Genomic DNA, 13,742 nt, shown 5'->3' on the forward strand with positions numbered 1-13,742 from the left:
CGCGGGCGGCCATGGGAGTTAACCTGAGGGAACGGGAAATGTTCCCGATCCTCATCAGTCTATGTCGAATATCCGTCGAGGAAGCCTGATCAGGCCGCGCCTTCTTCGCTTTCGAACATCTGCATCGGCTGGCCGGGCATGATGGTGGAAATCGCATGCTTGTAGACCAGCTGCGAATGACCATCGCGGCGCAGAAGCACGCAGAAATTGTCGAAGGAGGTGACAACGCCCGTCAGCTTGACGCCGTTGATCAGGAAGATCGTTAGCGAAATCTTTTGCTTACGAACGGTATTGAGGAAGAGATCCTGAAGGTTTTGAGAACGTTCCGCCATGGCGCCGCTTCTTTCTTTTTTGCCGGCAGGGATACCGGAAAATAATCAATCAATAATAAGCCGGCCGAGTCTTGTCCCCCGCTTGGCCGACCTCAAACTCTGGTATCAAATCATGTTCCGTTCCGCAACGGCGAAAACAGTCTGACAGGTACGAGTATTGACCCGCATTTTCAATTCGGGACAGTCAAAAATATTGTATCGAAACACGGAAAAGTTGTTCCACGTCGCGCACCGCATCGGCGGATGCAAACAGCACCACCCGGTCCTTCGCCTTGATTTTCGTGCTGCCATCCGGGCGGATCACCACGCCGTCGCGATAGATCGCGCCAATGCGCACGCCGTCGGGCATATCGATGTCGCGGAAGGACTGGCCGACCAGCGGCGAGGTCTCCAGCGCTTCCGCCTCGATCACCTCCGCCGAGCCGCGCTGAACGGCATAGACCGAACGGATACGACCCTTGCGAACGTGCTGAAGCACGCGGGAGATCGTCACGGCCCGAGGGTTGATATAGGCATCGAGTCCCAGAGAGCGGGCGACGTCGTGGAACGACGTGCTGTTCAAGAGCGCCAGATTCGATTTGCAGCCGAGCTGCTTGGCGATCACGGCGGCCAGAATATTGGTCTGGTCGTTATTGGTGAGCGTGACGATCAGATCGGCGTCCTGAATATCGGCCTGCATCAGGATTTTCTGGTCGAGCGCCGAGCCGTGCATGACGATGGTGTGGCTGAGCTGTTCGGAAGCGGCAACCGCCCGGTCACGATCCGCCTCGATGATCTTCACCCGGGTTTTCGGCTGCATCTCCTCGATCTTGCGGGCGACGAAATGGCCGATATTGCCGGCGCCGGCAATGACGATGCGCTGCGCCTCCTGCTCCTCATGACCGAAGAGACTCAACGTGCGGCGGGCGTGCTGGCGCTGGCAGATGACATAAGCGAGGTCACCCACCCGCAACTGTTCCGAAGAATGCGCCACCTTGAGAATGCCATCGCGATAAACACCGACCACGGTGGCGATGAGGTCCGGAAACAGGCTGGAAAGCTGCTGCAGCGGCGTGTTGATGACAGGGCAATCTTCCATGCATTCGATGGCCAGCATGTAGATCGTATCATCGGCGAAACGCACGACATCGGTTGCGCCCGGAAAGGCGATGCGCCGCAGCACCATCTTGCCGACTTCGACCTCCGGAGAAATCGTCACATCGATGGACATGTTCTCGCGGCTGAAGAGATCGGCATATTCCGGCTTCAGATAGCTCTGGTCGCGAATGCGGGCGATCTTGGTCGGCACGCTGAAGAGCGCATGCGCCACCTCGCAGGCGACGATATTGATCTCGTCATGCAGGGTCACCGCGATGATCATGTCGGCCTGATCCGCACCCGCCTTAGCGAGCATGTCGGGATGCGCGCCGTGGCCGACATAACCGCGCACATCCAGCGTCTCAGTAATGGCGGTGATGAGCGGCGCGGCCGTATCGATCACCGATACCTCATTGTCCTCCCGCGACAATTGTTCGGCAATGCCGTAACCCACCTGCCCTGCGCCGCAAATGATGACTTTCATGCTGTCTCTCTGACGGAATAATCGGTTGCGGCAAAGCGCCTTGGTCCCTTATACGCCGAGAGATTTCAGTTTGCGATGCAGTGCCGACCGTTCCATGCCGACAAATTCCGCCGTTCGCGAAATATTGCCGCCGAAACGGTTGATCTGGGCCATCAGATAATCGCGCTCGAACATTTCACGGGCTTCACGCAGCGGCAAAGTCATGATGTGCTGGTCGCCCTGGGCTGAAATCTTCGGCAGCATGTCGCCAATATCCGAAGGCAGCATATCGGCCGAGATCGGCGCTTCGCCGCCTTCCGGACGGGCGAGAATCATCAGCCGCTCGATATTGTTGCGCAGCTGGCGGATATTGCCCGGCCAGTCATGGGTCTGGAGAACGGCCATGGCGTCATCGCCGATCTTGCGCGGGCGAATACCGGCCTGCTCGGAAATCTGCCGCATGAACATGTCGACGAGGAAAGGAATATCCTCGCGCCGTTCGGAGAGCGCCGGCACCTTCACCGGCACCACGGCGAGGCGATGATAGAGGTCCTCGCGGAACTGGCCTTCGGCGATCAGGCTTTCGAGGTGATGGGCGGTGGAGGAAATGATGCGCACATCCACCTTCACCCGCTTGCCGCCGCCGACACGCTCGAACTGCTGATCGACCAGCACGCGCAGGATCTTGTTCTGCGTTTCGCGCGGCATTTCGCCGACTTCATCGAGATAAAGAACACCACGATGGGCTTCTTCCAGAGCGCCCACCTTGCGGGGTTGCCCGGGCAGTCCTTCGGTGCCGAATAGCGCAATTTCCATGCGGTCCGGGGTGATTGTCGCGGCATTCAGCGCCACGAAAGGTCCCGTGGCGCGCGAGGATTTCTTGTGCACCATGCGTGCCACCAGTTCCTTGCCGGAACCGGAGGGGCCGAGGATCATGATACGGCTGTTGGTGGGCGCAACCCTGTCGATGGTCTGGCGAAGCTGCGAAACTGCAAGCGAGGCGCCGACGAGTTCAACCGCGTCACCCGTGCGCTTCTTCAGTTCCTGAACCTCGCGCTTCAGCTTGGAGTTTTCCAGCGCCCGCTCGGCGATCAGGATCAGACGATCGGCCTTGAACGGCTTTTCGATGAAATCGAAGGCCCCGCGCTTGATGGCGTTGACGGCGGTTTCGATATTGCCGTGACCGGAAATCATGACGACAGGAATTTCGGGGTGCCTGCTCTTAATCTCATCCAGCAGCGCCAGACCGTCGAGCTTCGAACCCTGCATCCAGATGTCGAGAAAGATCAGGCGCGGCACGCGTTCCGAAATGGCGGCCAGCGCGCTGTCGCTGTCGAAGGCCATGCGGGTCTCGTGGCCCTCATCGGAAAGAATGCCCGCTACGATTTCGCGAATGTCCGCCTCGTCATCCACGACCAGAATATCAGACGCCATATGCTGCTTCCTTGTTATTTTCGCCGCCAACCGCCTCGATATAGGGCAGCAGCACTCGGATCATGGCGCCATGGCCATGGTCGAATTCGGCAGGGGCATCGTGGAGTTCCAGATACCCCCCATGTTCCTCAATGATCTTCTTGACGATGGCGAGCCCAAGGCCCGTGCCCTTGTCCCGCATCGTCATATAGGGTTCGAGAATGCGGTGACGGTTCTCGACGGGAAGGCCGCGGCCATTGTCGATGATGTCAGCCACGAAACGCGAATTGGACTCGTCAAAAGAGGCGCGCACCAGGATTTTCCCCGGCCGCTTTTCGCCTTCCACCGCTTCGATTGCTTCCGTCGCATTCTTGATGAGATTGCCGAAGGCCTGTCCCAGCATGCGGGCATCGAACATGCCCTCCAGCGGGATATCGCCCAGCTCCGTCATGAACTTCGTATCGGCGGCGCTGATTTCGCGAAGGAAGGCCGCGTCCTTCAGGATCGCCCGCAGGTCCGACTTTTCCTTCGTCGGCTTCGGCATGCGCGCAAAGGCCGAGAATTCATCCACCATCCGGCCGATATCGCCTACCTGCCGGACGATGGTGTCCGTACACTGGTCGAAGATGGCGCGGTCGTTTTCGTCGATCTGTTTGCCGAAACGGCGCTTGATACGCTCGGCGGAAAGCTGGATCGGCGTCAGCGGGTTCTTGATTTCATGCGCGATGCGCCGTGCCACATCCGACCACGCGGTGGAACGCTGGGCGATGACGAGATCGGTGATGTCATCAAGGGTAATGACGTAGCTGTCGCGGCTGTCGCGGGCATCCTCACGGGTTACCTGCACATTCAGCGTCCGTTCCTTGCCGCGTCGCATGATATTGATCTGCTTGCGGAAGTTGCCGCGCGCCCAGGTGTTTGCCTCGGTTACGACCTGATCGATCTCAGGCGCGATCTCGGAAAGCTGCGCGCCCATCCACTGGTCGAAATTCAGCGCCAGGAATTCTTCGCCGGACGGGTTGACGATGGTGATCCTGCGGTTCTCATCAATGCCGATGACAGCGGCGGTCACACCCGACAGCACGGCTTCGATGAAGCGGCGGCGGTCGTCAATATCGTCCTTGGCCTCGATGATCTGCTCCTGCTGGCTGCGCAGTTCCGAAACCATCTTGTTGAAGGTGCGCGACAGGCGCCCGACGTCGCCATCGACAGCGCGAACGGGAACCAGCACATGCATGTTGCCGGTGGCGACACTGTCGGCGGCGCTGATGAGAAGACGGATCGGCCGCACGATCCGGTCGGCGACCGCGATGGCCGTCCAGATGGCGACCAGAAGCACGATCAGCGCAAAACCGAGATAGAGGATCGCAAAGGCGATCTGCAGCGGCGCGCGGCCCGCCTCCATATTCTTGTATTCCGCGCGGTTCTCCTCCATCAGCCGCATTGCGGTCATCACCTTGGGATCGACGGCATGTACAGTATAAAGGAAGGTGCCGCTGATGCCCTCGAGCTTGATGATGGCGCCGACGAGGTTGGTGATACCGGGCGGGATCAAGCTCGGCTGGCCGGCGGCGGCCTTTTCCAGCGCATCATGCGGGATGGCGGGAAGCGGTTTTTCCGTCTTGATGTCGGCCTGAGCGACGGCGTCGCCGTCCTCCTGCACCAGAAACGCGCCAAGCAGGCCACGGCCCTTGGCCTGCCGGGTCATGAGATCGACGAAGCCGGTGCGGTCGAGATAAAAAAGAGCGCGGTTGCGGTCGAGGTCGGTGGCCATCGACAGGGTTTGGCCCCGAAGATAACCGGCATTTTCCATCAAATAGGCCTGGGCGACGTTGCCAGACGATTCGACGATCGACTGGGTGCGGATCGAAAACCAGCGGTCGAGACCGACATTCAGGGTCAGGCTGGCGAAAATCGCCACGAGAACGGCCGGCGTGATCGCCACGATGGAGAAAAGCACGACGATGCGGACGTGCAGTCGCGCCGCCGCCCTGCCCTTTTTCCGCGCTTTCAGCAGCCGGTTGATTTCGCGGCCGATGAGAACGATCAGGCCGATCACGAAGATCGAATTGATCACCACCGAGGCGATAACGACATTGGTCGTCGGCGCAATCGGCGTCACGCCCATAAGCACGAAGAGGGTGATGATGGCGCAAACGAGAGCGACGCCGGCGAGCACCAGCCCCGGCAAGGCGAAAGACATCCTGCGATCGGCAACCACCATGCCCGCTGCTTCATCGGCAACGTCGTGTTCGGCGGCGGGTTTCCGCATGCACTACTCCCAATTGCTGGCCAACCAGCACCACATTTCTGAAGTCAGGCGAGATACACCTCAGACTGGCGAATCTCTTTCCTTCCTAGTGTTTTTCAAGCAACACAATGTGGCGAAAGTGCAACGACAAATGCGGCCTTGTCAACATTCTCAGGTTGGGCGGGAGCTGCGATAAACGGAAACGCCGAGCTCGCGGATTTTCTTGCGCAGCGTATTGCGGTTGAGGCCAAGAAGATCGGCGGCCTTGATCTGATTGCCGCGTGTCGCCGTCAGGGCTGCGAGAATCAGCGGATATTCGAGTTCGCGCAGCACGCGATCATAGAGACCGGGCGGCGGCAGGCCATCGCCGAAACTGGCGAAATAATCCCGCATGTTTTCCTCAACCGCCTGCGAGATGGTGAGCGAACCGGTGCGGACCGCCATCTTGTCGAGCGGACTGTCGGGAACATCCGATTGCAGTTCCTGCTCGATGATCTCGCGGGTGATGACTTCCTGCGGGTAAAGTGCCATGAGGCGGCGGATCAGGTTTTCCAGTTCGCGCACGTTGCCGGGCCAGGCATAGGCCTTCATGACTTCCAGCGCTTCGCTCTCGAAACGCTTGCCCTCAAGACCTTCCTTCTCCCCCTGCTGGATGAAATGGCGCACCAGATCGGGAATATCCTCGGCGCGATCGCGCAGCGGCGGCAGGCGCAGCGGCACGACGTTGAGGCGATAATAAAGGTCCTCGCGGAAGAGACCCTGATTGATCGACTGTTTCAGGTCCTTGTTGGTGGCAGCGACGATGCGGACATCGGTACGGATCGGCGTGCGGCCGCCCACCGTCGTATATTCGCCCTGCTGCAACACACGCAGCAGGCGCGTCTGGGCGTCCATCGGCATATCGCCGATTTCATCGAGGAACAGCGTACCGCCTTCGGCCTGTTCGAAACGGCCGGTGGAGCGGTTCTGCGCGCCGGTAAAGGCGCCCTTCTCATGGCCGAACAGTTCGGATTCGATCAGGTCGCGCGGGATGGCCGCCATGTTGATGGCGACGAAGGGACCGTTGCGGCGCTTGCCGTAATCATGCAGCGCGCGGGCCACCAGTTCCTTACCCGTACCGGATTCGCCGGTGATCATCAGGGTCAGGTCAGTCTGCATCAGGCGGGCGAGAACGCGGTAGATTTCCTGCATCGCCGCCGAGCGGCCAACGAGCGGCATGCCGTCCTGCATGTCGTCATCGAGCTTGGCCGGCTTGCGCTTCGGTTCGGAGAGCGCGCGGCCGATGATGGCGATCAGTTCTGTCAGGTCGAAGGGCTTGGGCAGATAGTCGTAAGCGCCTTTTTCAGAGGCCTTGATGGCGGTCATGAAGGTGTTCTGTGCGCTCATGACCAGAACCGGCAGGTCCGGGCGGGCCTTCTTGATGCGCGGCAGAAGGTCGAAGGCGTTTTCATCCGGCATCACGACATCGGTCACGACAAGATCGCCCTCACCCGCCGAAACCCAGCGCCAGAGCGTTGCGGCATTGGAGGTGATGCGCACGTCGTAACCGGCGCGGCTCAGCGCCTGGTTCAGAACGGTGCGGATTGCGGCATCATCATCGGCGACGAGGATCGTAGCTGTCATCTGTCATTTCCTGTCGTGTTCGGCAAAGAGCTGTCGTCAAGCGCCACTTCCGGCGAGACGGGCATCAATACGCGGAAAGTCGTGCGGTGGTTCTGGCTGTCGCATTCGACAATGCCGCCATGGGCGCCGATCAGCTTGGCGACAAGCGCCAGGCCGAGGCCCGAACCATTCGTCTTGGTGGTGATGAAGGGATCGAAAAGATGCGGCAGCAGATCGGAGGGAACCCCCGGTCCATTATCATGCACGCAGAATTCAAGCGGCAGCGAGATGCGCTCGCGGCTGCCGGCAACCGAAAGCCGCATGCCGGGGCGATAGGCCGTGGTCAAAATGATCTCGCCATCCGGCTGGTTGCCCACGGCCTCGGCCGCATTCTTCACCAGATTGAGAAAGACCTGCACCAGTTGATCGCGATTGGCATAGACCGGCGGCAGCGACGGGTCGTAGTTTTCGGAAATCTTGATATTGCGGGCAAAACCGGCCTTGGCGATGGCCTTCACATGATCGAGTACCGAGTGGATATTGACCGGCAGACGGTCCACCGGCCGCTCGTCGGAAAACACCTCCATGCGGTCGACCAGCGAGACGATACGGTCGGTCTCGTCGCAGATCAGCCGAGTCAGCGCCCGGTCTTCGTCGGCAACTGATGTCTCCAGCAGCTGGGCGGCGCCGCGAATGCCGGACAGCGGGTTCTTGATCTCATGCGCGAGCATCGAGGCAAGGCCGGTGACGGAACGGGCGGCGGCGCGGTGCGTCAGTTGCCGGTCAATCTTGTCGGCCATTGACCGTTCCTGAAAGACGACGACCACCGATCCCGGTTCGCTGACAACGGGGGCGACGTAAAGATCGACCAGCTTGTCCTGACCGAGGCGCGGCGAACTCAGATCGACGCGATATTCGTTGACCGGCGCGCGGCGTTCCCGCACCTGATCGATCAGCGCCAGCAACGGGCTGCCGAAGGGAATGAAGGTGGAGACGCGGTAGCGGGCAAGATGGGAAGCGCTCGCCCCGAAAAAGGCTTCGGCCTCCCAATTGGCGAATGCGATAAAACCCTCGCCATCCACCAGAATGACGGGGTTCTGCACCGCGTTCAGAACCGCCATGGCGAGCGGGTTTGCATCTGCCGGGCTGTGTTTGTCAGCGCTCATGCGGCCTTCCTTGCGGCGTCTTCGCCCGCATTTGCGCCAAGGGCGGAGCGCAGCAGATCCGCCACCTCCCCCGTGTCACGCGATGTCATGATTTGAGCCTTGTCGGGCGTGGCGATCTCTGTCGCGAAACGGTCGAGATACCAGCCCAGATGTTTGCGGGCATGCCGGAGACCGGCTTCCCTTCCGTAAAATTCCAGCATCATCTCGTAATGTTCGATGGCAATGGCAGGAATATCGGCGCGGGGCGGCGGCGCATGTCCGGCGAGCACCGCCGGCAGCCAGGGTTGCCCCTGCGCGCCGCGGCCGACCATGACGGCATCCGCACCGGAACGACGCAGGATTTCACGCGCATCCTCGGGCGTTTCCACATCGCCATTGGCGATCAGCGGCACGGAAATCACCTCACGCACGGCGCGGATGGCATCCCAATCCGCCCGCCCCTCATAAAACTGCATGCGGGTGCGGCCGTGAATGGTGATGAGCTGCACGCCTGCCGCTTCGGCGCGGCGGGCGATCTGCGGCGCATTGATAGTGTTTTCGTCCCAGCCGAGCCGCATCTTCAGCGTCACCGGCACATCGACCGCGCCAACCGTCGCCTCGATCAGCGAGAGCGCATGATCGGGATCACGCATCAAAGCCGAACCGGAATAACCGCCCGTCACCTTCTTGGCTGGACAGCCCATATTGATATCGATGATGCCAGCGCCGTTATCAGCGGCGATCTTCGCGGCCTCGGCCATGAAATGCGCCTCGCGCCCGGCGAGCTGCACCATATGCGGAACCATGCCGGCATTTTTCAGCCGCGCCCAGGATTCGCCCCTGTTAGCGACGAGTTCGCGGCTTGCGACCATTTCCGTCACGACCAGACCCGCGCCATAACGCCAGGCCAGCTGCCGGAATGGCAAATCCGTCACGCCCGACATGGGCGCCAGCACCGCACGATTACGGATCGTGACTGAGCCGATGCTGAACGGTTCTGACAACTCCGGAAGATGCAATTGATGATCTTTCATGCAGAAGGGTTATTTGCATTATTTTTAGACAGTGTTTGCGCGGTTGCCAAGCACTTTTAGAGGGTTGCACCTTTTATTTGCTGGGCGGCTGCCTGCCTGTTTTGCTGTCGGCAGCAATTTGTGCAGGTTCCAAGGTGCAATGACGCTCGATCCTGCGACATGCAGGGGTGAATGCGCGTCTTATCGGGCTGGCCATTCGGGTTTTGAAACGCTAGAGCAGGACTGTCAACCGCTAAGGGTTGCGCGCAAAGCATATGACCAATGCAGGAAAGTACTATGAAATTCGGCATCGTCATCGTCGCCGCCGGACGCGGCGAAAGGGCAGGCTCACCCGAGGAAGGGCCGAAGCAATATCGCCCGATCGGCGGCAGGGCCGTGATCGAGCATACATTGGCGACCTTCCTTAACTGGAACAACGCCTGCCCGATCGTGGTCGTCGGCCATGCCGACGATGCGGCGTTGCTGTCGCCAATCCTTGGGCGGCTCGATGCCGGCGAACGGATCACCACGGTCACCGGCGGCGCCACACGTCAACAATCGGTCCTGGCCGGGCTGGAGGCGCTCTCCTCCCATGACCTGACCCATGTGATGGTCCATGACGCCGTGCGGCCTTTCGTCGCCGCCGACATGCTGGAGCGCATCGTGGCGCTGCACCAGTCGGGGGCAGCGGGCGTTTTGCCTGCCCTGCCCGTCACAGACACGCTGAAGCGCGGCGCGGACGAGCGTGTCGTGGAGACGGTTTCTAGACAGGGCCTTTATGCGGCGCAGACACCGCAAAGCTTCAATTACAGCGATATTGTCGCCGCGCATCGCGCCGCTGCGGCTTCCGGCAAGACGGATTTCACCGATGACGCATCGATTGCCGAATGGGCGGGATTGCCGGTGACGCTGACCGAAGGCTCGGTCGACAATGTGAAACTCACTCTCAAGCGGGATATCGCCATGGCCGATGAAAAGCTCTCCCATGCATTGCCTGACGTGCGCACCGGCAATGGTTACGACGTGCACCAGCTGGAGGCCGGCGACGGCGTGACACTCTGCGGTGTCTTCATCGAACACGACCAGAAACTCAAAGGCCATTCGGATGCCGATGTGGCGCTGCATGCGCTGACGGATGCCCTGCTGGCCACTTGCGGTGCCGGCGATATCGGCGATCACTTCCCGCCTTCCGATCCGCAATGGAAGGGTGCGGCCTCGCGCATCTTCCTCGAACATGCGGCCAAGGTGGTGCGCGACAATGGCGGCACGATCATGAATGCCGATGTCTCACTGATCGCCGAAGCGCCGCGCATCGGTCCGCACCGCCAGGCCATGCGCGAAGCGCTCTCGAACATGCTCGGCATCGCGCTGGAGCGCTGCTCGGTGAAAGCGACGACCAATGAGACGATCGGTTTTGTCGGCCGCCGGGAGGGCATCGCTGCGATCGCCACCGCTACCGTCGTTTACAGGGGCCGACCGTTATGAGCCTCTTTCCCGCTGACATAGAAGAACCGGCACGGCAGATCATCGCCGATTTCACCGCTCGCGGCTTCATGGTCTCGACCGCCGAAAGCTGCACAGGCGGACTGATCGTCGGCGCGCTGACGGAGATTGCCGGCTCCTCCGCCGTGGTCGACCGCGGTTTCGTCACCTATACGAACGAAGCCAAGATGGACATGCTGGGGGTTGGCGCCGGGACGCTGGCAACATTCGGGGCGGTATCCCGCCAGACGGCGCTGCAGATGGCGCATGGCGCCCTCTTCCGCTCGCGCGCGGATTTTGCCGTGGCGGTGACCGGCATTGCCGGCCCGGGCGGCGGCTCCGCCGAAAAACCGGTGGGACTGGTGCATCTGGCGGCCAAGGCGCGTGACGGCCGCAGCCTGCACAAGGAGATGCATTACGGCGAGATTGGCCGCACCGAAATCCGGCTTGCGACTGTCAGAACCGCGCTTGAGATGCTGATTGCCCTCAATCAGGCCGGGTCTGCGTAAATTTTGTCGGCGCGGGTCTCAAAGGCTTCCGCGAACATGCGGAAAGCCCGGTCGAACATCGAGCCCATGACCGCGCCGAGCAGCCGGCTCTTGAATTCGTAATCGATGAAAAAATGAATGGCCGCGCCACCATTTTCGGCCGATTCGAAACGCCAGCGATTGTCGAGATATTTGAACGGCCCGTCGATATATTTCACATCGATGGCGCGCTCGGCCGGGTTCAGCAGCACCTGCGTGGTGAAGGTCTCGCGAATGGCCTTGTAGCCCACCGTCATATCCGCCACCAAAAGCACCTTGCCATCCCGCTCCTTGCGCGAGCGCACGGTAAGTGCCTCGCAAAGCGGCAGAAACTGCGGATATTTTTCCACATCGGCGACGAGGTCGTACATGCGGTCTGGCGAGTGTTTGACGAGGCGATGCGTTTCGAACTGGGGCATAAGCGGCAGTTAATCGCCGATAACAAGAAGATCAAGAAGGCGGCTAAACTGTTTTCGGCTTTTCAGCTGGAATACAGGCACATCGGCACCATAAAGCGCGAAATTCTGCTCGAAGATCGGCGCGTGGCGCCGTTCGAAATTCCAGATATAGCGCAGGAAATCGACGTCTATCCGTTCGGGGCATCCCTCCGCCATTTCCGGCCTCGCCTTGCCATACCCCTTGATCGCCCGGCTGACGGCACCCCACAGGCAGAGCCAGCGCGGCATGCGCACCCAGAGAACGATGTGGGAGCGCGGCAACCGCATGTCGAACGAGGATGGATTGCTGCCATCCATCAGCCAGCGCTCTTCGGTGATGATCGCGGCTATCCTCTGCCGCTGTTCCTCGCGCGGGCGCGCCTGCCAGCCGGGCAGCCAGAAAATTTCACGGTCCATGGAGATGTAGCGAAGCCCAAATCTGCTTGCGAGCTTCTGGGAGAGCGTCGACTTGCCGCCGCCGGAACAGCCAACGACCATGATGCGTTGCGCCCCGGCGATGATCGTCGCGGCATCTTCCACTGTCTCAAGATAGTTCGGCATCGCATAACCTCGTCATGACCGGGGGAGATTGCCTGCGGCAGGGATATCCGCAACAGAGCGGATATCGTCGTCGCGCATGGCAGTTACGGAAAATTGACTATTGCAACTCTGTTGAAGGGATTGCTATTTATTTGCGACTAATATTACACCCATTGGATGCAAACGCGCCGGGCCCTCCCGATTTCCCCGCGCCTATTCATCCTTGGGTTCAGACCCGACACATAACCGCTTTGAGCCACTGAGTGAGCCGATGGACGATTTTTCCAACATCATCAACCTTCTCGAATCCGCCAAGCAACTCGCATCGATGAACGGCATGCCGGTGCTTGCCTATCTCATCGACGTCGCGAAATGCGAAGCGAGGGAGAACAAGCCGGTTCTGCGCAAGCGCAAACGCGGCGAATCGACCGCCAAGGAAGACTGTTAATTGCCGTTTCGTATAGCCGACCGATAAAGCCGGCTGGTCCAATCTTCAAGACGATGTCATAATCACGCAATGAAACCGGCCGCTTTTTTCGAGGCGGCCATTTCTTTGAACAATGGAAATGACAGCGTCATGACATCCGCATCGGCCGATATCAGAACCTACAGGCAGGAGAGACCCAGGGAACGGCACGGATTCGTGCAGATCGTTCTTCCCGTCTCCGGCTGTCTGCGGATCGATGTCGCCGGGCGGCAGGATGAACTCTCCACCGGCCGTGGTGTCTTCATTCATCGCGATGCGCCGCATACGCAGGAAGCCACCGCGATCAACCATTCGCTGGTGGTCGATATCGATGAAAGCGCCGTTCCCGAGCGGATGCTCGAGAAATTCGCACACATGCCTTTTCTCGATATCGCCCCGGACACACGGCGATTGATCGCTTATATGCGTGGCCTCATCGGAACGGATGGGCGGCGTGACGATATTGCCGGACTTTGGGCCTCGCTGCTGGTGGACAGCCTCACCGATGAAAGAACCGATATCCGGGAGCGCCTGCGCAAACTCAGTGCGGTCGTCCGGGCGGAGCCGTTCTTTCCCTGGACCATCGACATGCTGGCGGCCTGCGTGACGATCAGCGACAGCCGCCTGCACGCGTTGTTTCTCGAAGAATTCGGTTTCCCGCCTCACCGCTGGCTTGCGGGGCTGCGCATGGACAAGGTCTGCACGCTCCTCAGCGAAACCAGCCTGCCGATTGCGGAAATCGCCCTCAAGGCCGGTTTTTCCGACCAGACGGCGCTGACGCGCGCCATGCGCAATGCCGTGGGTGAAACGCCTGCCGCCTATCGCCGGAACCGCGGCATTCACTAGATGTGAGCTTGTAGAAGGTTGTCCGTTTATAGTGGGGCGTGGGTGTGTGTGGTTTACCCCCCTCTGCCCTGCCGGGCATCTCCCCCTCAAGGGGGGAGATCGATCTGCGGCAAAGCCTCGCCCATCTCAAGCTCGAGAATGTAGTGGC

Annotated in this window: 13 protein-coding genes; 4 read left to right on the plus strand and 9 right to left on the minus strand. The window is 60.4% G+C overall.

Features of this window, described 5'->3' with window-relative positions:
• Positions 1-89: 89 nt before the first annotated feature.
• From hfq to dusB, 7 genes are all read right to left on the minus strand, one after another.
• On the minus strand, positions 90-332 hold the full coding sequence (hfq, locus tag AC5YUO_RS00705) for an RNA chaperone Hfq (protein ID WP_003496145.1): 243 nt from the start codon (positions 330-332) through the stop codon (positions 90-92).
• 184 nt (positions 333-516) lie between these two features.
• Complete coding sequence (gene trkA, locus AC5YUO_RS00710) at positions 517-1,893, minus strand: Trk system potassium transporter TrkA (protein WP_065655394.1); 1,377 nt, start codon at positions 1,891-1,893, stop codon at positions 517-519.
• A 48-nt stretch (positions 1,894-1,941) separates the two neighbouring features.
• Positions 1,942-3,306: a nitrogen assimilation response regulator NtrX gene (gene ntrX / locus AC5YUO_RS00715; protein WP_006315356.1), complete on the minus strand. Its 1,365-nt coding sequence runs from the start codon at positions 3,304-3,306 to the stop codon at positions 1,942-1,944.
• The gene (locus AC5YUO_RS00720; RefSeq protein ID WP_496153923.1) at positions 3,296-5,557 is read right to left on the minus strand and encodes a sensor histidine kinase NtrY-like; all 2,262 of its coding nucleotides are present in this window, start codon (positions 5,555-5,557) and stop codon (positions 3,296-3,298) included. Before AC5YUO_RS00720 ends, ntrX begins: the two co-directional genes overlap by 11 nt.
• 150 nt (positions 5,558-5,707) lie before the next feature.
• The gene (ntrC, locus tag AC5YUO_RS00725) at positions 5,708-7,159 is read right to left on the minus strand and encodes a nitrogen regulation protein NR(I) (RefSeq protein WP_003521350.1); all 1,452 of its coding nucleotides are present in this window, start codon (positions 7,157-7,159) and stop codon (positions 5,708-5,710) included.
• Positions 7,156-8,304, minus strand: coding sequence for a two-component system sensor histidine kinase NtrB (locus AC5YUO_RS00730; protein WP_496153924.1), 1,149 nt, complete (start codon positions 8,302-8,304; stop codon positions 7,156-7,158). Before AC5YUO_RS00730 ends, ntrC begins: the two co-directional genes overlap by 4 nt.
• On the minus strand, positions 8,301-9,317 hold the full coding sequence (dusB, locus tag AC5YUO_RS00735; protein ID WP_496153925.1) for a tRNA dihydrouridine synthase DusB: 1,017 nt from the start codon (positions 9,315-9,317) through the stop codon (positions 8,301-8,303). The genes AC5YUO_RS00730 and dusB overlap by 4 nt, the downstream gene beginning before the upstream one ends.
• A gap of 276 nt (positions 9,318-9,593) precedes the next feature.
• Here dusB and AC5YUO_RS00740 point away from each other — a divergent pair, with 276 nt between their 5' ends.
• Positions 9,594-10,781, plus strand: a complete 1,188-nt coding sequence (locus tag AC5YUO_RS00740) for a bifunctional 2-C-methyl-D-erythritol 4-phosphate cytidylyltransferase/2-C-methyl-D-erythritol 2,4-cyclodiphosphate synthase (RefSeq protein WP_496153926.1) — start codon at positions 9,594-9,596, stop codon at positions 10,779-10,781.
• Entirely contained in the window at positions 10,778-11,287 is a 510-nt protein-coding gene (locus AC5YUO_RS00745; RefSeq protein WP_496153927.1) for a CinA family protein, read from the plus strand. The genes AC5YUO_RS00740 and AC5YUO_RS00745 overlap by 4 nt, the downstream gene beginning before the upstream one ends.
• On the opposite strand, the gene AC5YUO_RS00750 is transcribed toward AC5YUO_RS00745, so the two are convergent.
• Positions 11,269-11,724 carry a type II toxin-antitoxin system RatA family toxin gene (locus tag AC5YUO_RS00750; RefSeq protein WP_496153928.1) on the minus strand — a complete coding sequence of 152 codons (456 nt, stop codon included), beginning with the start codon at positions 11,722-11,724 and terminating at the stop codon, positions 11,269-11,271. The two genes, AC5YUO_RS00745 and AC5YUO_RS00750, sit on opposite strands and share 19 nt — an antisense overlap.
• Before the next feature lie 9 nt (positions 11,725-11,733).
• Positions 11,734-12,303: a P-loop NTPase family protein gene (locus AC5YUO_RS00755; protein ID WP_496153929.1), complete on the minus strand. Its 570-nt coding sequence runs from the start codon at positions 12,301-12,303 to the stop codon at positions 11,734-11,736.
• A 250-nt stretch (positions 12,304-12,553) separates the two neighbouring features.
• Here AC5YUO_RS00755 and AC5YUO_RS00760 point away from each other — a divergent pair, with 250 nt between their 5' ends.
• Positions 12,554-12,730, plus strand: coding sequence for a hypothetical protein (locus AC5YUO_RS00760; protein ID WP_003496171.1), 177 nt, complete (start codon positions 12,554-12,556; stop codon positions 12,728-12,730).
• Between the two features lie 129 nt (positions 12,731-12,859).
• A complete protein-coding gene (locus AC5YUO_RS00765) occupies positions 12,860-13,594 on the plus strand; it encodes a helix-turn-helix transcriptional regulator (protein WP_496153930.1) in 735 nt (244 codons plus the stop codon).
• The last annotated feature ends 148 nt before the right edge of the window (positions 13,595-13,742 follow it).

This window comes from Agrobacterium sp. LEGMi-208b (assembly GCF_059511785.1).

Coding starts and splice junctions, on each gene's coding strand:
- ntrX (WP_006315356.1), bottom strand. CDS start 3,306: ATGGCGTCTGATATTCTGGTCGTGGATGACGAGGCGGACATTCGCGAA.
- AC5YUO_RS00760 (WP_003496171.1), top strand. CDS start 12,554: ATGGACGATTTTTCCAACATCATCAACCTTCTCGAATCCGCCAAGCAA.
- AC5YUO_RS00745 (WP_496153927.1), top strand. CDS start 10,778: ATGAGCCTCTTTCCCGCTGACATAGAAGAACCGGCACGGCAGATCATC.
- ntrC (WP_003521350.1), bottom strand. CDS start 7,159: ATGACAGCTACGATCCTCGTCGCCGATGATGATGCCGCAATCCGCACC.
- dusB (WP_496153925.1), bottom strand. CDS start 9,317: ATGAAAGATCATCAATTGCATCTTCCGGAGTTGTCAGAACCGTTCAGC.
- trkA (WP_065655394.1), bottom strand. CDS start 1,893: ATGAAAGTCATCATTTGCGGCGCAGGGCAGGTGGGTTACGGCATTGCC.
- hfq (WP_003496145.1), bottom strand. CDS start 332: ATGGCGGAACGTTCTCAAAACCTTCAGGATCTCTTCCTCAATACCGTT.
- AC5YUO_RS00755 (WP_496153929.1), bottom strand. CDS start 12,303: ATGCCGAACTATCTTGAGACAGTGGAAGATGCCGCGACGATCATCGCC.
- AC5YUO_RS00750 (WP_496153928.1), bottom strand. CDS start 11,724: ATGCCCCAGTTCGAAACGCATCGCCTCGTCAAACACTCGCCAGACCGC.
- AC5YUO_RS00720 (WP_496153923.1), bottom strand. CDS start 5,557: ATGCGGAAACCCGCCGCCGAACACGACGTTGCCGATGAAGCAGCGGGC.
- AC5YUO_RS00765 (WP_496153930.1), top strand. CDS start 12,860: ATGACATCCGCATCGGCCGATATCAGAACCTACAGGCAGGAGAGACCC.
- AC5YUO_RS00730 (WP_496153924.1), bottom strand. CDS start 8,304: ATGAGCGCTGACAAACACAGCCCGGCAGATGCAAACCCGCTCGCCATG.
- AC5YUO_RS00740 (WP_496153926.1), top strand. CDS start 9,594: ATGAAATTCGGCATCGTCATCGTCGCCGCCGGACGCGGCGAAAGGGCA.